This is a genomic window from Ruminococcus sp. (assembly GCF_024684275.1).
This window is the reverse complement of sequence record NZ_JAIKXF010000133.1, coordinates 15,913-36,205: the sequence shown is the minus strand read 5'-3', so window position 1 is coordinate 36,205 and position 20,293 is coordinate 15,913. Positions and strand designations below refer to the sequence as shown.

The following is a 20,293-nucleotide window of genomic DNA, read 5'->3' as shown; positions in this document are numbered from 1 at the left end:
TCTCTACTAAAAAAGGAGAACTTTTATGGAACTAAATATCGCAATTCTCAAGGGCGACGGCATAGGTCCTGAAATAGTGGACAGCGCCGTTGCGGTACTTGAAAAAACTGCATCTAAGTTCGGGCATAAATTCAACTTCACACCATACCTCATAGGAGGCTGTGCCATTGACGAAACAGGTATGCCCCTGCCGCAGGAGACTGTTGACGGCTGTCTTGCTTCCGACAGCGTACTCCTCGGAGCTGTAGGCGGTCCGAAGTGGGACGGTCTCGCAGGTGATGTACGCCCCGAAAGGGCTCTCCTCGGCATACGCTCTGCTATGGGACTTTATACAAACCTCCGCCCTGCAAAGCTCTATCCTGCGCTGAGAAATGCTTCTCCGCTGAAGGACGGGATAGTGGGCGATGGCTTTGATATACTCATAGTAAGAGAGCTTACAGGCGGTATATACTTCGGTGACCGCGGCTACCGCGAGGGAAAGTACGGACAGGAAGCCTACGACACCGAGGCTTACAGCGTAACCGAAATACAGCGCATAGGCAAGGCTGCCTTTGAAGCTGCCATGAAGCGCAATAAACGGCTTTGCAGCGTAGATAAGGCAAATGTGCTTGAAACATCAAGGCTCTGGAGAAAGACAATGCACGAGCTTGCAGAGGAATACCCCGAGGTGGAATACAGGGATATGTTCGTGGACAACGCCGCAATGCAGCTTGTACGCGATCCGAAGCAGTTCGACGTTATAGTTACGTCCAATATGTTCGGCGATATACTGTCAGATGAAGCCTCACAGATAACAGGCTCTATCGGTATGCTGGCTTCGGCTTCACTCGGAGCTTCAAAGCGCGGACTTTACGAGCCTATCCACGGCTCTGCTCCCGACATCGCAGGGAAGAATATGGCAAACCCTATAGCCACCATACTTTCGGGAGCTATGATGCTCAGGTACTCCTTCGGACTTGGCAAAGAAGCAGATACCATAGAGACTGCGGTGGACAAGGCACTGAATGACGGCTTCAGAACCGCTGACCTTATGGGTACCGATAAGGGTACGCCACTTACCTGCACGGAAATGACAGAAGCAATACTGAAAAATATTTAGGAGGAATAAACTATGATAAAAATACACACAGAAAAGGCACCTGCGGCAGTAGGACCTTACTCACAGGCTATAGTTTCAAACGGAATGGTCTACACAAGCGGTCAGATAGCTATTGACCCCGTTACAAACACAGTTACGGGAAATACTATCGAGGAGCAGACCGAGCAGATAATGCGCAATCTCGGAGCTGTTCTTACAACAGCAGGCTCAGGCTTTGACAAGGCTGTAAAGACCACCTGCTTTCTTGCGGATATGAACGATTTTGCCGCATTCAACGAGATATACGGCAAATATTTCACATCTCTGCCTGCAAGAAGCTGTGTTGCGGTAAAGACTCTGCCAAAGGGAGTTCTTGCCGAAGTAGAGGTCATTGCAGAGAGCTCACTTTAATATGTGATTTAAGGGCGGTTATCCGCCCTTTTTAATTCATAATTCACAATTATAGGGCGCGCTTTAGGCTGCTCCCCTTAGCGGAAAATATGGTTACCGAGTCTGAAATTACAGTCTCGTAAATATAATCTGCGATCCGCCCGAGGGGACTCCCCTCGGGCGTCCGCAATACAAGTTAGCAGCTCGGTACAAAGGGTTGTATTTTTATATCATATGTGGTATAATTGATTAAAATGGGTAAATTATAGGCTCATGCATCAATTCGTACTAAGGAGACCGCTATGAAACTTCTCGCAATCGACGGAAACAGCATACTTAACCGTGCTTTTTACGGCATAAAGCTGCTTTCCAATAAAAAAGGTCAGTTCACCAACGCCATTTTTGGCTTTATGAATATATATCTCCGCAATATCAGTGACGTTAAGCCCGACGCTGTGGCTGTAGCCTTTGACCTGCGCACTCCTACCTTCCGCCACAAGGCTGTGGCGAGCTACAAGGCAAACCGAAAGGGTATGCCGCCCGAGCTTGCAGAGCAGCTTCCCCGTGTAAAGGAGCTCCTGACGCTTATGGGCATAAAAGTGGTCGAATGCGAGGGCTTCGAGGCTGATGACGTACTGGGCACATTATCAAAGCTCTGCTCCGACAGCGGAAACGAGTGCTACGTACTGACGGGCGACCGTGACAGTCTACAGCTCATAGACGACAAGGTAACTGTTATACTTGCCACAAACAAGGAAAATATATACTACACACCTCAGCGATTTACCGAGGATTACGGCTTCGAGCCAATAAAGCTCATCGACCTGAAAGCCCTCATGGGTGACAGCTCCGACAACATAAGCGGAGTTGCCGGTATCGGTGAAAAGACCGCCTCCGCTCTTATCAAGGAGTACGGAAGCGTCGAGAATCTATATGCCAATTACGAGAATTCCACCCTCACAAAGGGCGTAAAAGCCAAGCTTGCCGCAGGTGCGGAGGCTGCTAAGGAGAGCAAATGGCTGGCAACTATCGTCCGCAGCGCTCCCATCGATACAGACCTTGACAGCTATAAACCCACAGCTCCTGACAACGCTGCTGTCGGACGTATGCTCAGCGAGCTGGAGATGTTCAAGCTCCTTGACAAGCTGGGTATCAGCGCGGCGGAGAGCACCAATTCCGCCCCCGAGGTCAAGGCTGAGGAAGCTCCCGTCATCGACGCTAAGGTCAGCGAGCTGACTGCGGATATTATCAGAGACCTCAGTGAATGTGAATATCTTTTCCGCGATGAAAAGCTCTCTGTCCGTGACGGCGATAACGTATACACCTCAGAAGATGAGGCTGTTATCAAGGCGTTTTTTGCCTCGGACTGCGAAAAGTCCACCGACGATGCAAAGGCACACTACCGCTGGGCTATGGCGCAGGGCGGCGAGCTGAAAAATCTGAAAAGCGACGCGGCGATATGCGGATACCTGCTTAACACCTCCGCTTCGGATTATGCCGTGGATAAGCTCTGTGCAGAATACGGAGTGCATTTCTACAGTGAAAACGGCGATTTAGCAGAGCTTCTGTCCCTTAAAGGGCTCATTGCAAAGCTCCGCGCCGAGATAGAAAAAGAGGGCATGACAGAGCTTCTCGAAACAGTTGAAATGCCCCTGACAGAGGTACTCGCCTCAATGGAGGACACAGGCGTACTCATCGACAAAAAGGGCGTTGAGGACTTCGGCGTGTACCTGTCGGAAATGATAGAGGAAACACAGCAGATGATATACGACGAGGCAGGTCACGAGTTCAATATCTCCTCGCCGAAACAGCTCGGCACCGTCCTTTTCGAGGAAATGGGACTGCCTGCAAAGAAAAAGACAAAGAGCGGCTATTCCACCAATGCAGAGGTGCTTGAGGAGCTCCGCAATTATGCTCCTATCGTGGATAATGTGCTGAAATACCGCCAGTACACAAAGCTCAATTCCACCTACGTCGTGGGACTTCTTGACAAGATAGCTCCCGACGGACGTATCCATACATGGTTCAGACAGACTGAGACAAGAACGGGACGCATAAGCTCTACAGAGCCGAATATGCAGAATATTCCCGTCCGCACGGAGCTGGGTGCGCAGATGAGAAAGTTCTTTACCGCAGACGAGGGGAAAACTCTTATCGACGCCGACTACAGCCAGATAGAGCTGAGAGTTATGGCTCACCTCTGCGGCGACGAAAATATGACCGAGGCTTTCACCTCAGGCGAGGATATACACACCTCAACTGCGGCTCAGGTATTCGATATGCCGCTGTTCATGGTAACTCCCGAGATGAGAAGCGCCGCCAAGGCGGTAAACTTCGGTATCATCTACGGTATCGGAGCATTCTCCCTTGCAAAGGATATAGGCACGTCCGTGCAAAAGGCAAAGAAATACATTGCGGATTACCTTGCGAAGTACCCGAAGGTAAATCAATTTATGGAAGATACGGTTGACAATGCCATAAAAGAGGGCTATGTCACCACAATGTTCGGCAGAAAGCGCCGTATCCCCGAGCTTTCCTCGTCAAACAAGATGTTACAGGCGGCAGGAAAGCGCATAGCCATGAACACTCCCGTACAGGGAACTGCCGCTGACCTTATCAAAATAGCCATGATAAACGTTTACAACCGCCTGAAAGCCGAAAAGCTCAATGCAAAGCTCATTTTGCAGGTACACGACGAGCTTATCATCGAGTCGGATACCGCCTGTGCCGAGAAGTGCGCAGAGCTTCTCAAGGAGGAAATGCAGGGCGTATATGATATGAGAGTGCCCCTTGCAGTTGACGTACACACCGGTCACTCATGGTATGATGCAAAGGGCTAAGCCATTAGCCTGTAGGGGCGCACATTGTGCGCCCGTGGAATAATGCACAAATAATAACGGGCGAACACTGTTCTCCCCTACAAATCAGGTGTAAAAAGAAAAAACAATGAATAATTCTCAATTCTCAATCCTCAATTCTCAATTCAACTGCGATGAGCTTTCTGCACTTGACAAGCTCTGCGTAGGTGCTGACGGCTGGTCGGCAGAGGCTTTCCGCGAGGAAGCCGCACGTCCTGAGAGCATTATCCTTGCCGCATATGACGGAGATACCCTTGCAGGTCTTATTGCAGGCTTCACAGCCGCAGATACAGGCGAGATACTCACTGTGGGAACAGCTCCGCAGTATCGCAGACAGGGCGTTGCAAGAATGCTCATGGAGGCTTTTTTAACAGCCGTGCCCAAAGATGTTGAAAGTATAGCCCTTGAAGTGCGGCAGTCCAATACCGCCGCAATCGAGCTGTACAAGAGCTTCGGCTTTGAAAAGGCAGGCGTGCGGAAACGGTTCTACAATAACCCTGTTGAAGACGCAGACGTTATGGTCTGCCGACTGAAAGACAATAAATAACGAAAGAAGATATAGTATGCTTATACTCGGAATAGAAAGCTCCTGCGACGAGACCGCCGCAAGTGTAGTGCGCGACCGGCGTGAGATACTCTCGTCTGTCATATCCACGCAGATAGAGGAGCACAGAAAATACGGCGGAGTCGTTCCCGAAATAGCCTCACGCCGACACTGCGAGAATATCCTCGGGGTAGTAAGTCAGGCGCTTGACGAGGCTCAGGTCAAGCTCTCAGACCTTGACGGTATCGCCGTTACATACGCCCCCGGACTTATCGGCGCTCTCCTTGTGGGAGTAAGCTTTGCAAAGGCTCTTGCAATGTCCTCGGGAAAGCCCCTCATACCCGTACATCATATCGCAGGTCATATCGCCACAAATTATCTGACCTTTCCCGACCTCGAACCGCCTTACCTCTGTCTTGTGGCAAGCGGCGGTCACAGCCATATAATCGAGGTTCTGAGCTATACCAGATTCCGCGTAGTGGGAAGAACTCACGACGACGCGGCAGGCGAGTGCTTCGACAAGTGCGCAAGGGCTATGGGATTCCCCTATCCCGGCGGAGTACATATCGACAACGCCGCAAAAACAGGCGATAAAAGTGCATTTAAGCTGCCACACCCTGCTGTTGCGGGAAGCGAATTCGATTTCAGCTTTTCGGGACTGAAGACCAACGTGATAAATCTGCTCCACAACGCCGAGCAGAAGGGCACAGAGATAAACCGCAATGACCTTGCGGCAAGTCTGCAATCAACTATTGCAGAGATACTCACGGACAAGACTATCCGTGCCGCAGAAGCCCTCGGCTACAAAAAGGTAGCACTTGCAGGCGGAGTTTCCGCCAATACGGGAGTACGTGAGACTTTATCAGAGGCTTGCAGAAAGCACGGCTATGAGTTCTATATGCCCGAAAAGAAGCTCTGCGGCGACAACGGCGCTATGATAGCCTGTCAGGGCAGCTATAATCTCCTTGCAGGCATAACCGCCGACGAAAGTCTCAATGCTATAGCGACATTATCAATGGAAGACATCTGACGCAGGAGCGGATATTATCCGCCCGACCACATAAATATCATTCGTTTCCAAACGGGGCAGCGTGTATATCGCCCCATATAAGCAAAGACGAAAGGAAAAAACTATGACTGTTCATGAATTACAGGATAAGATAATCCAGCTCAAAAAAGAGACTAACACCGCGATCCTCGCGCACTGCTATCAGGCACGTGAGATATGCGAGATAGCCGACCTCGTCGGTGACAGCTACAAGCTCAGCGTTGACGCAAAAAGCGTATCACAGGAAAATATCCTCTTCTGCGGAGTTCACTTCATGGCAGAGACTGCAAAAATGCTCTCACCCCAGAAGCACGTTTACCTCTCCAACAAACACGCAGGCTGTCCAATGGCTGAGCAGATGGACAAAGACCTTATCAGCGCTATACGCGCAAAGGAGCCTGACCGCACTGTAGTTGCATACGTAAATACAACTGCCGCTCTCAAGACCGTCTGCGACGTATGCGTTACCTCGTCAAGCGCTCTGCGTATCGTCAGGGCTCTCGAAAACGACAAGATACTCTTTATCCCTGACTGCAACCTCGGCGACTATATCAGCAGGCAGTGCCCCGAAAAGGATATAAAGCTCCTGAGCGGCGGCTGTCCCACTCATGCAAGGATAACCGTCAAGGAGGTTCTCGCCGCTAAGGAGGAGCACCCCGACGCACTTTTCCTTGTACACCCCGAATGTACTCCGAAGGTAGTGGAGCTTGCCGATTACGTCGGCTCAACGACAGGCATCATGGACTATGCAAAGAAGTCCGACAAGACCGAATTTATCATCGGAACTGAGAATTCTATCGTAGAGCATTTGCAGTATGACTGTCCCGACAAGAAATTCTACCCCGTGAGCCGTGACCTTGTCTGTCACAACATGAAGCTGACAACTCTGCCCGACATTTACAATACTCTCCTCGCTATAAGCGGCAATGGCGGCGAAGCCTTTGAGATACTCATGAACGACGAGCTTATCGCACAGGCGAGAAAATGCATAGATGAAATGATAAGGCTGGGCGGCTGATATGATAGACTTAGTCGAAAAGCTTTACTATACAGGCGACCTCAGCGACAATGAGCTTGCCGCACTTATTGAGACAGATGACAAAGAAGCGGCAGAGCTTCTGAAAAAATACGCCGACGAGACAAGGCAGAAAAGCTATGGGAAAAAGGTCTTTCTCCGCGGACTTATCGAGGTGTCGAGCTACTGTAAGAACAACTGCCTTTACTGCGGTATACGCCGCGGAAATACCGAGGCTGACCGCTACCGCCTGTCCCGTGAGGACATACTTCAATGCTGTGAAAACGGCTATGAGCTTGGCTTCCGCACCTTTGTAATGCAGGGCGGCGAGGACGCATTCTTCACCGATGAATTTCTCTGTCCCCTCATCTCGGAAATAAAGGCGAAGTACCCCGACTGTGCGGTAACACTGTCTCTCGGAGAGCGCTCATATGAAAGCTATAAACGGCTGAAGGAGGCAGGTGCAGACCGTTACCTGCTCCGTCATGAAGCCGCTTCACAGGAGCTGTATTCAAAGCTCCACCCTGAGGAAATGAGCCTGCAAAACCGCAAGGACTGCCTTTTTCAGCTGAAAGAGCTGGGCTATCAGGTAGGCTCGGGCTTCATGGTTGGAGCTCCATATCAGACCACAGAGCATATCATCGCAGACCTGCGCTTTTTGCAGGAGCTTCAGCCGCAAATGATAGGCATAGGACCGTTCATACCTCACCACAACACACAGTTTGCCGAAGAAAATGGCGGTACACTGTCACTGACGCTGAGACTGCTCGGTATACTCAGACTTATGTTCCCGAAGGTGCTTCTGCCAGCCACAACGGCTTTAGGCACTATCGCTCCCAACGGCAGAGAGCTGGGATTACAGACGGGCTGTAATGTAGTAATGCCTAATCTTTCCCCTGTCAGAGTACGTAAGAAGTACGACCTCTACGATAATAAGATATGCACAGGCGAGGAAGCCGCAGAGTGCAGGGGCTGTCTGCAAAGACGTATCGAGTCAGCAGGTTACGAGATAGCCCAAGAGCGCGGAGACTGCATAGATTAAATCAAATTTTGCAAGGCAAAATTTGAAGCCGTTAGCCATTAGCCTGTAGGGGGCGATGCCTACATCGCCCCGTTTAATAAATCACGGGCTGATATGGGCATCAGCCCCTACAATTTGAATCCGTCGCCGCAGGCGACACCATAACTCTCAACTCTACACTCTAAACTTTCAACTTATCATAATTTAAGGAGAATACTATGCGAGTACGTTTTCATCTTCCCGACTTTTCAGGCAATTTCAAGCTCAATCTGCTCTTTGCAGAACTTCTGGAGCGCCGTCCCGACCTCTTCCGCGAGGGCGTTGAGATAGCTTCGTTCTACGGCGTATTTCCGCCGTCTATCTGGAACGGCGGCAGAACACAGGGCGGCGTCTGTGACAAGACCTTCGTGAAAAGCGTCATCAAGACCTTCAACGAAAAGAGCATACCTCTGCGCTTTACCTTTACAAATCCTGCCCTCGAAAAAAAGCATCTCAGCGACCAGTTCTGCAATATGGTGCTGAATTTAGCCAATAACGGGCTAAACGAGGCTATCGTTATGTCACCCATACTGGAGGACTATATCCGCAGGAATTTCCCGAAATACAAGCTTACAAGCTCTACCTGCAAACGCCTCAACACTCTTGAGGGACTTCTTGACGAGCTGAAAAAGGACTACCACATAGTGGTTATGGACTACGACCTTAACAACAGGTTCGACCTGCTTGAGCAGATACCAATGGCTGACAGACCGCGTATCGAGTTCCTGTCAAATGCCTGCTGTGAGCCAGGCTGTCCACGCCGCTCAGCTCATTATCACTCTATCGGCGTCCAGCAGATAGCCTATAACGAGCACATCAAGAAATACCCCAATCTCCCCTTTGACTCATCAAAATACGATCCCGATAACTTCCGCGACTGTCCTTATTCCCAGAGAGGTCTCTTTGAGATAAAAAAACTCCGCACACATATCTCCCCCGATGATATCTGGGAGAAGTACGTGCCTATGGGATTTGAGCAGTTCAAGATAGAGGGACGCACAGCAAGTCCGCTGAACGTCCTTGAAACATATATGTATTATATGGCTAAGCCCGAATACCGCGACGAAACACGCTTCATGCTCCTGAAGGCTATGGAGAATTCGGGTGCGCTCTCATTCAAATAAACCACTGCGATCTTTAATGAACTGAGGTGAATCACTATGAAGGCTGCTGCTGTTTTCAGCGATAACATGGTGCTGCAAAGAAACAAGAATATCCGTATTTTCGGCACTTGCAGCAAAAACGAAAAGATAATAACCGTCCGCATACCCGAGCTTGAAAGCTTTGCCCGTGCCGTTGTAAAGGACGGCAGGTGGGAGGCGGTGCTTCCGCCCCGAAAGGAGTACAGCTCCTGTACTCTTGAGATAACCTGCGGTGCTGTGAAAAAGGTGTTCCGCAACGTTGCCATAGGTGAGGTATGGCTGGCAGGCGGTCAGTCAAATATGGAGTTCGAGCTCAAGGATGAGCGCAGGGGCGCTGCGGCGCTGGCAGGCTGCTACAGCGAGAACGTGAGATTTTACTATACTCCAAAATACGCAATGCTTGACGACGAGCTTGAACAGGCTGAAAAGGAGAGCTGCTGGTGTACCCCCTCTCCCGACAATTCTCGTTCATGGTCTGCTGTAGGCTACTACTTTGCAAAGGAACTGAGCCGCAGACTGGGCGTTACAGTAGGCATTATCGGCTGCAACTGGGGCGGCTCCTCCGCTTCTGCGTGGATAAGCCGTGACTATCTCAGCTGTGACAAGCGCCTTAGCCCCTACCTTGACGAATACGATGAAGCTGTCAAGGGCAAGTCAGACGAGGAAATGATAGCCGAGTACGACGAATACAGCGCCTATCAGTGGGCTTGGGAGCTGCGCAAAAGGGCGTTCTATGCCGAGCATCCCGGTGCGACACGAAGCGAGGTACAGAAAAACTGCGGCGAGGACCGCTATCCGGGACCTGCCGGAATAAAGAATCCAATGCGTCCCTGCGGTCTCTATGAAACAATGACAAAGCGTATCGCTCCCTATACTCTCGCAGGTGTACTGTGGTATCAGGGCGAATCCGACGAACACCGTCCGAACACCTATGAGATACTGCTCAAGCTACTTATCGAGAACTGGCGGGATCTATGGAAGGACAAGGAGCTGCCGTTTATGATAGTACAGCTGCCTATGTTCAGGTTCATCGACGACCCCGATACAAAGAGCTGGGCACTTATACGCGAGGCTCAGGAAAATGTTTTCAAAACCGTGAAGCATACAGGTCTTGCAGTCTGTCTGGACTGCGGAGAATTTAACAATATCCACCCTGTAGATAAGTCTCAGGTAGCCCACAGGCTCTACCTACAGGCAATGAGCGAGGTCTACGGCGTCATCACACGCCGCGATTCCCTGCCACCTATGTATGATAACTTTGAGGTCATCGGCGAAACTATGGTGATACACCTTACAAACTGCGAAATGGGACTCGGAGGCAAGGACGAGCAATGCCTCGACGGCTTTGAAATAGCAGGTGATGACGGCGTTTATTACCCTGCACAGGCAACAGTGAGACTGCCGTATATCGAGCTGCGCAGCGATAAGGTCAAGCTTCCTGCCGCAGCCCGCTACAAGTGGACAAATTACGCGGACGTGGGGCTTTTCGGCATAAACGACCTGCCCTTACCGCCTTTCCGCACAGACAAATACTAATTTTAAAGGAGATAAATATGCTTTTAGCAGTAGACATCGGAAATACCAATATCGTTTTCGGCTGCGTTGACGACAATGACGAGGTTCGGCTTTTCGAGCGCATCAGCACCGACCACAACGCTACAGCCGCTGAATACGCTGTACTTATCAAGACCATTCTTGAAATGAACAGCTTCAACATCTCTGATATACACGACGCTATCATGTCATCTGTCGTTCCCTCGGTTACAGCTACCGTAAAGGAGGCTGTCCGCAAGCTCTTCGGCGTTGACGTAATGATAGCAGGTCCCGGCGTAAAGACAGGGCTCAATATCCTCATCGACAATCCTGCACAACTGGGAAGCGATCAGGCAGTAGACGCTGTTGCGGCTATAAATCAGTACCCTGTGCCTATGATAATCATCGACATGGGAACTGCGACTACTCTTTCAGTAGTTGACAGCAAGAAGAATTACCGCGGCGGACTTATCCTCACAGGCATGAAGGTGGCGGCTGACGCTCTTACAGCCCGTACAGCACAGCTCCCGAAGGTAAACTTTGAAGTGCCGCCTCACGTTATCGGAACAAATACCATCGACTGCTTAAAGAGCGGTATCCTCTACTCAAATGCAAGCGCTCTTGACGGTATAATCGACCGTATCGAGGAAGAGCTTGGCGAGAAATGCACCGCCGTTGCCACAGGCGGTCTCTCAGAGCTGGTTGTGCCGCTGTGCAAGAGGGAAATAATCCTCGACAGCAATCTTCTCATCAAGGGACTTGCTATTATTTACAAGAAGAATAAGAAATAAACGAGAAAAGCTCTGTTTCATTACAAAACAGAGCTTTTTTCGGTAATTGGAGAGAAAAATCCTTTTTAAAAGTGAGGTCTTTAAATTTATTTTTGTCCGTAATATGCATTATCACCATGCTTACGGAAAAAATGCTTATCCAGCAGCCGCTGGGGCATATTCGGTGTGTCGGAGCGGAGAGTCTTTGTTATCCACGCCATAGCGGATAACTCCTCCAGCACTACTGAATTATGCACAGCCTCCATGCAGTCCTTGCCCCACACGAAGGGACCGTGATTGGCAACAAGAGCCGCAGGGATATTTTCATAGTTTTTGCAGCACTCAACGATGACCTTGCCTGTTTCAAGCTCGTATTCACCGCCGACCTCTGCGTCTGTCATCTCGCGTGTACAGGGTATCTCGCCGTAGAAGTAGTCGCCGTGGGTAGTACCGAGAGGCGGTATGCCCATACAAGCCTGCGCAAATGAGGTAGCATATCGGCTGTGGGTATGAACTACTCCGCATATTCCGTCGAAATTCCTGTATATCTCAAGATGTGTGGGTGTATCACTTGACGGAGAGAGCTTTCCCTCTACCTTTTTGCCGTCAAGCGTCAGGACAACTATATCATCAGCCGTCATGGTGTCGTACTCGACACCGCTGGGCTTAATGGCGATAAGTCCCGATTCGCGGTCGTATTCGCTGACGTTGCCCCATGTAAAGGTAACAAGCCCGTACTTGGGGAGAAGCAGATTTGCTCTCAGGACACGTTCCTTCAGCTCCTTAACGTCCATAGATAACATCTCCGATCATGATATCGCGTTCAAGACCGTTTACTGTGGTATCCTTGTTGATGACCACGAGCTCGATACCCATGATACGGGCAAAGCTTCTGACAGCCTCATCGGATATGTCGTAGGAAAGCACTGTATGATGAGCTCCGCCTGCAACTATCCAGCATTCAAGCCCTTCAAGGAATGACGGCGCAGGTCTCCACATAGTTCTTGCAACAGGGAGATTCGGCATAGACTGGAACGGCTTTACGCACTCAACGTCCTGTGAGATAAGTCTGAGCCTTCCGCCGATGTCGATAAGGGAGAGTGCCTTTGCAGAGCCTGCCTTGCCCTCGAAAACAATTCTTGCAGGGGGTTCCTTGCCGCCGATACCCAGCTTGTGAACCTCTATGCGAGGCTTGTCAGCTGCGATAGAGGGGCAAACCTCCAGCATATGTGAGCCCAGAATGAGCTGCTGCTTGTAATCGTATGTATAGTCCTCCATGAAAGAGGTATTTCCCTCGGGATACATTGCCTTTACGATAGCTGTCATGCCTGCGGTCTTCCAGTCGCCCTCAGCGCCGAAGCCGTAGCCCTTGTGCATGAGGTGCTGTGTAGCAAGACCTGGGAGCTGACGCATACCGTGGAGGTCCTCGAAGGTATTAGAGAACGCCTTTGCACCCTCGCGGACGAGTATCTTCTCAATAGCGATCTCCTCACGAGCCTGATACCTGATAGTTTCCTCGTCTTCCTTTTTATAGTCGTAGAGCTCAGCATACTCCTTCATAAGAGCGTCGATCTCTGCGTCTGTAACATCATTCATTATCTCAACAAGATCGCCTACAGCAAAGGTATTTACCTGCCAGCCCAGCTTGATCTGTGCTTCGATCTTGTCGCCCTCGGTAACTGCTACCTCGCGCATATTATCGCCGAAGCGAACTATTTTGAGGTTCCTGCTGAACATTACGCCTACAGCAGCTCGCTGCCACTCAGCTATCTTGGCCTGTACCTCGGGATCCTGCCAGTGACCTGCCACAACAGCTCTCGGTGTGCGGAGCCTTGCTCCGATAAAGCCGTGCTCTCTGTCGCCGTGAGCAGACTGGTGGAGATTCATATAGTCCATATCTATTGCTTCATTTGGAATAGTCTCATTGAACTGTGTATGGAAGTGGAGCCACGGCTTCTGGAGAAGCGCAAGTCCGTTTATCCACATCTTTGAGGGCGAGAATGTATGGCAGAAGGTAATAATGCCTGCACACTCGTCATCATAGTTAGCCTCCTTGATGATACGCTGTATCTCGGACTCTGTCTTTACTGTGAGCTTATACTCAACAGGGAAAGGCAGCTTTAGTCCTGCAACTATCTTCTTAGAGTCTTCATCGACCTGTCTGAGAGTTTCCTCGCCGTATAAGAACTGCGAGCCGGTAATAAACCAAAATTTCATCCTCTATCAATCCTTTCAATTCTCGGAGACTGCTGCTCTGACAGCTGAAAGTCCCGAGAGATATTTCTTCATATATGCATTGAGACCGTCAATGTCCTCCTTATCGGGAGAAACTGTGCTGCCCTTCATATCAGCAAATACTCTGCTGCTGAGATAGTCGGTCAGCTTTTCGCCGCTGCTCTTTTTAACCATATATGAAGCAAGAAGCGCTATTCCCCATGCGCCGCCCTCGCCTGCTGTCTGCATGAGAGTAACATCTGCTCCCAGTGCAGCTGCAAGGAATTTCTGTGTAGGTACGGGCGTCTTGAAGAATCCGCCGTGAGCATATATCCTTTCAAGGCTTACGTGCTCCTGTTCGGTGAGTATATCATTGCCTGCCTTTAATGCGGCTACGCATGAATACACAAGACTGCGCATAAAGTCTCTGATATTGAATGCAGTATCAGGGCTGCGCATAAGCAGCGGAAGTCCGTTCTTTACACCTGTAACGGGCTCACCTGCATAGTAATTGTAGGAGATAACGCCGCTGCAGTCGGGAGCGCCCTCTGCTGCCAGACTATAAAGCTTGTCGTATAGCTGTCCCTTCGGCATATCCACGCCTATCTCCTTCAGGAAGCCGCCGAATATACCGAACCATGCGTCAAGGTCTGAGGTACAGCTGTTGCAGTGTACCATAGCCACGGGATCTCCGCAGGGAGTGGTGACTATATCTATTTCGCGGTGTACCGCAGAGAGGTCCTTTTCAAGAACTATCATGGAGAATATCGACGTACCTGCGGATACATTTCCTGTTCTGGGAGTAATGCTGTTTGTGGCTGCCATGCCTGTCTGTGCGTCGCCCTCGGGCGGACAGAAGGGTATATCGCCGCCGAATGTTCCCGTAGGATCAAGGAGCTTTGCGCCCTCAGCTGTAAGCCTGCCTGCGCACTCGCCTGCGGGGACTATACGGGGAAGAATATCAGCAAGCTTCTTGTTGAGAGCAGTACCCTCCGCAAGCTTGTCGAACTTCGACATCATTGTGGTGTTATAGCCGCAGGTCTTTGAGTCTATGGGGAAAATGCCCGAAGCGTCACCTGCGCCGATGACCTTTTCGCCTGTGAGGATATAGTGTACATATCCTGCAAGGGTAGTCATAAAGGCAAGTCTGCCAATGTGAGGTTCTTTGTTCAGCATCGCCTGATACAGGTGAGCTATGCTCCAGCGCTGCGGGATATTGAAGCTGAACTCCTCTGTGAGTCTGTCGGCAGCCTCCTCAGTCATGGTATTGCGCCATGTTCTGAATGGTACGAGCTGCTCGTCATTTCCGTCAAATGCGAGATAGCCGTGCATCATTGCTGATACGCCTATGGCAGCGGCTGTCTCAAGCTTTGTTCCGTATGCTTCCTCAACATTTTTCATAAGGTCGGCAAAGCATTCCCGAAGTCCTTTTCTGACGTTATCAAGAGAATATGTCCATACACCGTCAAGCATTTCGTTCTGCCAGTCGTGAACTCCCGAAGCCAGCGGTGAGTGGTCCTCTCCGATGAGGACCGCTTTGATACGTGTCGAACCGAATTCTATACCTATTACCGCTTTGCCGTTTCTGATCTCATCTGCACTGCTCATGTTTTAACTCCTTTTGCTGTTGTAGGCTTTGCTGCCGCAAGATTAGCCTTTTTGCGGCGCGCGATGATGATACTCTGAATGATAAGGAATATACAAAGCATAGATGCGTTTGTGATTCCTGTCCACCATGCCTGGTCAAGTCCTACTGATGATACGATATTCTGGATAAGAGCAAGTGAAAGTACGCCGAAAAATGTTCCGATAATATTTCCGACGCCGCCCGTCAGCATAGTTCCGCCGATGATGGACGAAGCTATGGCGTTCATCTCAGCACCCGTTGCATGAGAAGCTGAACCCGAGCCAACGTGCATAAAGTAAACAAATCCGCCAATTCCGCCTAATATCCCGCACATGAGATATGCAAGGAATGTGGTTCTCTTTACGTTTATTCCCAGCATAAGTGCGCTCTGCTTGTTGCCGCCTACTGCGTAGAAGCTGCGTCCTGTCTTGGTCCATTTAAGGAAAAGGAAAAGTGCGGCAACAATGATAAGTGCTATAACAACGCCTATCTCTATATAAGCGTCGATATAGTCGCCTCTTTTATTTATTGAGCCCATTCCGGGGATTATAATTCTTGTTTCCTTGAGCTTTACAAACGCTTCGTTCTGAACATTGAATGGGTTTGTATTTACAATGGTGGTCATACCTCTTGCAAAGAACATACCTGCCAGTGTTACTATGAAGGGCTGTATATCAAGATAGGCTACAAGGAAGCCCTGTACAAGTCCGAATGCAAGTCCGATACCGAGCGATATCATCAGTGCGCCAAAGACGCTGCCGCTGTGCATATCAAGGTAGACGGCTGAGCACATGCTTACCAGTGCAGCCATACCACCGAGAGAAATATCTATACCGCCTGTTATCATGACCAGTGTCATTCCGCAGGCAAGTATTATAAGCGCGGCATTTGCATTCAGCATATTGAAAAATGTCTGTGCCTTGAGAAATCCCTGTCCAAGTCCGAATACAGCGAAAACATACATCAGTATGAAAACCACTATGGTTATGGACATGAGAAGATTGGTATCTGAGATACCCTTTAACAGATGTCGGCGTGGTCTGCCGACAGCCATATCTGTTTTCGGCATATTAATTCCTCCATTCCACGCTTTGGTTTTCAGCTTTTACTCTCTGCTTTTGCAGGAGAACGCAGCTTCTTGAAGACAGCTGCAAGTTTTTCTCTTACTATCGGTGCGCTCAGTATTACCAGCGCGATAACTACTACAGCCTTGTATGCAGGCAGAGCGTCCGATTGTACCTGAAACTTGTAAAGCGTTGTGGTAAGGAACTGGATAACATATGCTCCGAGAATGGAAGCAGATATGTTGAATTTACCGCCGCTGAGAGAGTTTCCTCCGAGAGCGACTGCTAAAATAGCGTCCATTTCGATGTCCTTTGCAACTACCGAGTAGTTGATAGTGGACAGTCGGCTGACCTTGATGAATCCTGCTATTGCTACGCAGAGACCAAGTATTACATATGTAACGAACTTGATGAGGGCAGGATTAAGACCATTCAGACGCGAAGTCTTTTCGTTGATACCGACGGACTGAACATACAACCCGAGGTTGGTGAACTTCAGTGCCAGCCATATCAGAATGAAGCAGGCAATGGCAATGAAAAAAGGCGTCGGTATCGGAATGCCCGGTATATATCCCCCGAAATATGTGAATGTCCTGTCACTAACAACAGGAAGCTCGTTGTTGTTTATCCATGCAGCTATGGAACGTCCGGCTGTGAAAAGTATGAGAGTTGCTACCATCGGCTGTATCTTGAACACAGATACGAGAGCACCGTTGAATGCTCCGAAAGCCATTGCAACAAGACAGCTTATAAGGAATGCAACTATTATAGGAGCCTGTAAGGTCTCGGGACGGGAATTCGTTCCGCAGAGAACTCGCAGGACTACACTTCCGCTGATAGCTATGGCAGCTCCCACACTTATGTCCTGTCCTCGTGAAGCAGCTGTTACCAGCGTCATTCCGATAGCAAGGATAGCAAGCTCTGAGCCATAGTCGATGATAGATATGATATTTCCCGAAAGCACGGGATCACCCTCGCTGTTATATCCAAGAGTTATCTTAAAGAACGAAGGATCCATGATAAAATTGAATATCGCAATAATGAGCAGTGCAGCTATAGGGATAAATATCTGATTTCTGACTATGCCCGAAAGAAATGAGCCCTTCTGTGCAGTCTTTGGTGCGGCTGTCATTAATGCTCACCTCCTGCTATTGTATTCATAATGTTATTCTGTGTGAGCTCATCGCCTGTAAGCTCGCCTACAAGCTTACGGTCGCGCATAACGAGAAGTCTTGAACAGGTACGGAGCATCTCATCTGTTTCAGATGAGATAAAGGTGATACTCATTCCCTCGGAAGCAAGCTTTAATACCAGCTTCTGGATATCCACCTTTGTACCTACGTCGATACCTCTGGTGGGCTCGTCGAGAATGAGGTATTTCGGGTGAGTAAGTAGCCAGCGTCCGAGAATTACCTTCTGCTGGTTTCCGCCCGAAAGTGATTTTATCGGTGTATTCACCGAGGCTGTCTTGATATCAAGAAGCTTGATATACTCCTCTGCGAACTTATTTGCCTCTGCCTTTGAAAACGGCTTGAAGAAGCCCTTTTTGACCTGTAATGCAAGGATTATATTATCCTTAACGGAAAGGTCGCCTACGATTCCGTCGCGCTTACGGTCCTCGGGGAGATAAGCAATACCGTTCTTCATAGCGTCCATTGGCTTGTTTATCTTAACTTCCCTGCCGTCTACCCTTACTATTCCACCAGTGACCTTATCAGCGCCGAAGATAGCTCTTACGCACTCGCTTCTTCCTGAGCCGAGAAGTCCTGTAAATCCGTTGACCTCACCCTTGCGGATATAGAAATTGAAGGGCTTGATGCCCTCAGAGCTGCAAAGCTGTGAGGCTTCATAAACGTATTCTTTGCTCTTGTCGTTGAATACGGGGATATCGTTCTTGATGTCAGCCATATCGTCAAGCTCCTTGCCCAGCATTTTCGATACCAGCTGAACACGGGGGAGATTTTCGATCTCATACTCTCCCACAAGCTGTCCGTCACGGAGAACGGTTATCTTATCGCAGACCTCGTACACCTGATCGAGGAAGTGGGTAACGAAGATTATACCAACACCGCGGGCCTTGAGCTGACGCATAAGTCCAAAGAGCTTTTCTACCTCTGATTCGTCGAGGGATGAGGTAGGCTCGTCAAGTATGAGCACGCTGCAATCCATGTCAACGGCTCTTGCTATGGCTACCATCTGCTGTACAGCGATAGAACAGCTTGCAAGCTGCTGTGTCGGCTTTACAGCTATGCCGAGAGAGTTGAGGAGCTCTCCTGCCTTTTTGTTCATGGTACGCCAGCTGACTAATGCACCTTTGCCTCTGCCGAGGAAGATATTCTCTGCCACTGAGAGGTTCGGGCAGAGGGATATTTCCTGATAAACCGTACTGATGCCTAAATTCTGTGCCTCCTGCGGAGAGTGTATCTGTACGGGACCTGTATGTCCCTTTACGAAGATGTCTCCGCTGTCCTTGATATGCACACCTGTGAGGACCTTGATAAGAGTAGATTTACCTGCGCCGTTTTCGCCCATGAGCGCGTGTATCTCTCCTTCACAAAGCGTAAAATCAACATTCCTGAGAGCCTTTACTCCGGGAAAGGATTTATATATCCCACGCATTTCCAGCAATGATCTTTCCTGCATTGCTTTTCCTCCTAAGTGAGTTGAATGTTCGGAGATGCTCTGTTTCGCAAGAGCAGCTCCTGTGATCGCTTAAAATTTATGCGGTGACACAGACCATTTACGAATGCGTCACCGCACTTATTAATCTTTATAGTTTAGTGTCCTGTATACTAACTATCAGATACCGTACTGCTCAACATCAGCGTCGGTGATGGTCTTTGCGTCAAAGCCCTTTTCGTCCATGATGATAGTCTTTTCGGGAAGAGTCTCACCATTTTCGAGCTTGTCGATGATGTCCTTGATATATGATGACTGGAAAGGATTGCACTGTCCGTCGTAGTTCCAGTTGCCCTTCTTGAGCTCCTCAAGTGCCCACTTGTTGCAGTCGAAGCCTATAACGACTACATCCTTGTCAACACCGTGAGAGATATTTGCTCTGTCGAGAGCTGCAACAGCGCCCTTTGCCATATCGTCGTTCTCAGCGTAGATAACATTGAACTTCTTGTTAGCGTCGATAGCGGACTGAACGATCTGCTGTGCCTTTTCAGCATTCCATTCAGCTGTCTGCTGTGTAACGATGTTCCAGCCAAGCTCCTTTGCTGTCTTGTCAAGAGCTCCCGAACGTCCCTTCTGAGCAGCTGTGCCCATTACGCCCTGAAGGTGGATAATATCGTAAGCCTTGAGATCCTGATCCTTGAGCCACTCAACAGCCTGCTCGCCTTCCTTGTCCATATCGGAAACGATAGAAGCGTCATAGAGGCTCTCGTCTGCATCAATGGTACGGTCGAAGAGGATAACTCTTACGCCTGCGTCCTTAGCGTCCTTGAGAACTGAATCCCAGCCTGCTGTATCAGCTGCTGAGAGGAGAAGATAATCGACCTCGTCCTGAATGAACTTCTGAGCGTAGTTGATCTGCTCCTCGTTCTTGAGGCTGTATGCAAAGGAAGCGTCAAAGCCGTTTTCCTTTGTGAATGTAGCTTTAAGGTCGTTTACGTTTGCTGTACGATAACCCGACTCGTTAGGATCGTTGTTGATGATACCTACCTTGATAAGTGAACCCGATGAACTTCCGTTATCGTTTGCAGGTTCTGACTTTGATGATGAGTCAGGCTGTTTTGCTTCATTGCCTGATGATGAGCCCGAAGCTCCGCAGCCAACGAACATTGCGCCGCAGAGTACTGTGCTTGCTGCCATTGCTAAGATTTTTTTGATTCTCATAATTATGATTCCTCCATCCAAATTTACTTATCCCATTAACGTCTGAGCCGTCAACTTGTACTTACATTATAATCAATTTGTACATACATTGCTACCGAAATTATTTCACA

General features: G+C 49.4%; 17 protein-coding genes. 10 read left to right on the top strand and 7 right to left on the bottom strand.

Features of this window, described 5'->3' with window-relative positions:
- Nucleotides 1–25 precede the first annotated feature (25 nt).
- The 10 genes from leuB to K5677_RS13995 all read left to right on the top strand — a co-directional run bounded on the left by leuB (nt 26) and on the right by K5677_RS13995 (nt 11,459).
- Complete coding sequence (gene leuB / locus K5677_RS14040; protein ID WP_296729211.1) at nt 26–1,099, top strand: 3-isopropylmalate dehydrogenase; 1,074 nt, start codon at nt 26–28, stop codon at nt 1,097–1,099.
- A 12-nt stretch (nt 1,100–1,111) separates the two neighbouring features.
- Complete coding sequence (locus K5677_RS14035) at nt 1,112–1,489, top strand: RidA family protein (RefSeq protein ID WP_296729209.1); 378 nt, start codon at nt 1,112–1,114, stop codon at nt 1,487–1,489.
- A 281-nt stretch (nt 1,490–1,770) separates the two neighbouring features.
- Nucleotides 1,771–4,308, top strand: coding sequence for a DNA polymerase I (gene polA, locus K5677_RS14030; RefSeq protein WP_296729208.1), 2,538 nt, complete (start codon nt 1,771–1,773; stop codon nt 4,306–4,308).
- A 106-nt stretch (nt 4,309–4,414) separates the two neighbouring features.
- Complete coding sequence (gene rimI / locus K5677_RS14025) at nt 4,415–4,873, top strand: ribosomal protein S18-alanine N-acetyltransferase (protein ID WP_296729206.1); 459 nt, start codon at nt 4,415–4,417, stop codon at nt 4,871–4,873.
- Between the two features lie 16 nt (nt 4,874–4,889).
- On the top strand, nt 4,890–5,900 hold the full coding sequence (gene tsaD, locus K5677_RS14020) for a tRNA (adenosine(37)-N6)-threonylcarbamoyltransferase complex transferase subunit TsaD (RefSeq protein ID WP_296729204.1): 1,011 nt from the start codon (nt 4,890–4,892) through the stop codon (nt 5,898–5,900).
- Between the two features lie 103 nt (nt 5,901–6,003).
- Nucleotides 6,004–6,936, top strand: coding sequence for a quinolinate synthase NadA (nadA, locus tag K5677_RS14015; protein ID WP_296729202.1), 933 nt, complete (start codon nt 6,004–6,006; stop codon nt 6,934–6,936).
- Nucleotide 6,937: 1 nt separating this feature from the next.
- Nucleotides 6,938–7,975, top strand: coding sequence for a [FeFe] hydrogenase H-cluster radical SAM maturase HydE (hydE, locus tag K5677_RS14010; protein WP_296729201.1), 1,038 nt, complete (start codon nt 6,938–6,940; stop codon nt 7,973–7,975).
- A 197-nt stretch (nt 7,976–8,172) separates the two neighbouring features.
- Complete coding sequence (locus K5677_RS14005) at nt 8,173–9,117, top strand: hypothetical protein (protein ID WP_296729199.1); 945 nt, start codon at nt 8,173–8,175, stop codon at nt 9,115–9,117.
- 36 nt (nt 9,118–9,153) lie between these two features.
- Nucleotides 9,154–10,671 carry a sialate O-acetylesterase gene (locus tag K5677_RS14000; RefSeq protein WP_296729197.1) on the top strand — a complete coding sequence of 506 codons (1,518 nt, stop codon included), beginning with the start codon at nt 9,154–9,156 and terminating at the stop codon, nt 10,669–10,671.
- A gap of 17 nt (nt 10,672–10,688) precedes the next feature.
- Nucleotides 10,689–11,459 (top strand): type III pantothenate kinase, encoded by a 771-nt coding sequence (locus tag K5677_RS13995; protein ID WP_296729195.1) that lies wholly within the window; start codon nt 10,689–10,691, stop codon nt 11,457–11,459.
- Between the two features lie 86 nt (nt 11,460–11,545).
- Here the strand turns inward: K5677_RS13995 and K5677_RS13990 are convergent, their stop codons facing one another.
- The 7 genes from K5677_RS13990 to K5677_RS13960 all read right to left on the bottom strand — a co-directional run bounded on the left by K5677_RS13990 (nt 11,546) and on the right by K5677_RS13960 (nt 20,183).
- Nucleotides 11,546–12,232, bottom strand: a complete 687-nt coding sequence (locus K5677_RS13990) for an L-ribulose-5-phosphate 4-epimerase (protein WP_296729193.1) — start codon at nt 12,230–12,232, stop codon at nt 11,546–11,548.
- Nucleotides 12,222–13,655: an L-arabinose isomerase gene (gene araA / locus K5677_RS13985; RefSeq protein WP_296729191.1), complete on the bottom strand. Its 1,434-nt coding sequence runs from the start codon at nt 13,653–13,655 to the stop codon at nt 12,222–12,224. The genes K5677_RS13990 and araA overlap by 11 nt, the downstream gene beginning before the upstream one ends.
- Nucleotides 13,656–13,670: 15 nt before the next feature.
- Nucleotides 13,671–15,260 (bottom strand): FGGY-family carbohydrate kinase, encoded by a 1,590-nt coding sequence (locus K5677_RS13980; RefSeq protein ID WP_296729188.1) that lies wholly within the window; start codon nt 15,258–15,260, stop codon nt 13,671–13,673.
- Nucleotides 15,257–16,348 (bottom strand): sugar ABC transporter permease YjfF, encoded by a 1,092-nt coding sequence (locus K5677_RS13975; RefSeq protein WP_296729186.1) that lies wholly within the window; start codon nt 16,346–16,348, stop codon nt 15,257–15,259. Before K5677_RS13975 ends, K5677_RS13980 begins: the two co-directional genes overlap by 4 nt.
- A 29-nt stretch (nt 16,349–16,377) precedes the next feature.
- The gene (locus K5677_RS13970) at nt 16,378–17,475 is read right to left on the bottom strand and encodes an ABC transporter permease (protein WP_296729183.1); all 1,098 of its coding nucleotides are present in this window, start codon (nt 17,473–17,475) and stop codon (nt 16,378–16,380) included.
- On the bottom strand, nt 17,475–18,986 hold the full coding sequence (locus K5677_RS13965) for a sugar ABC transporter ATP-binding protein (RefSeq protein WP_296729181.1): 1,512 nt from the start codon (nt 18,984–18,986) through the stop codon (nt 17,475–17,477). Before K5677_RS13965 ends, K5677_RS13970 begins: the two co-directional genes overlap by 1 nt.
- A 156-nt stretch (nt 18,987–19,142) precedes the next feature.
- On the bottom strand, nt 19,143–20,183 hold the full coding sequence (locus tag K5677_RS13960; RefSeq protein WP_296729178.1) for an ABC transporter substrate-binding protein: 1,041 nt from the start codon (nt 20,181–20,183) through the stop codon (nt 19,143–19,145).
- Between the last annotated feature and the right edge of the window lie 110 nt (nt 20,184–20,293).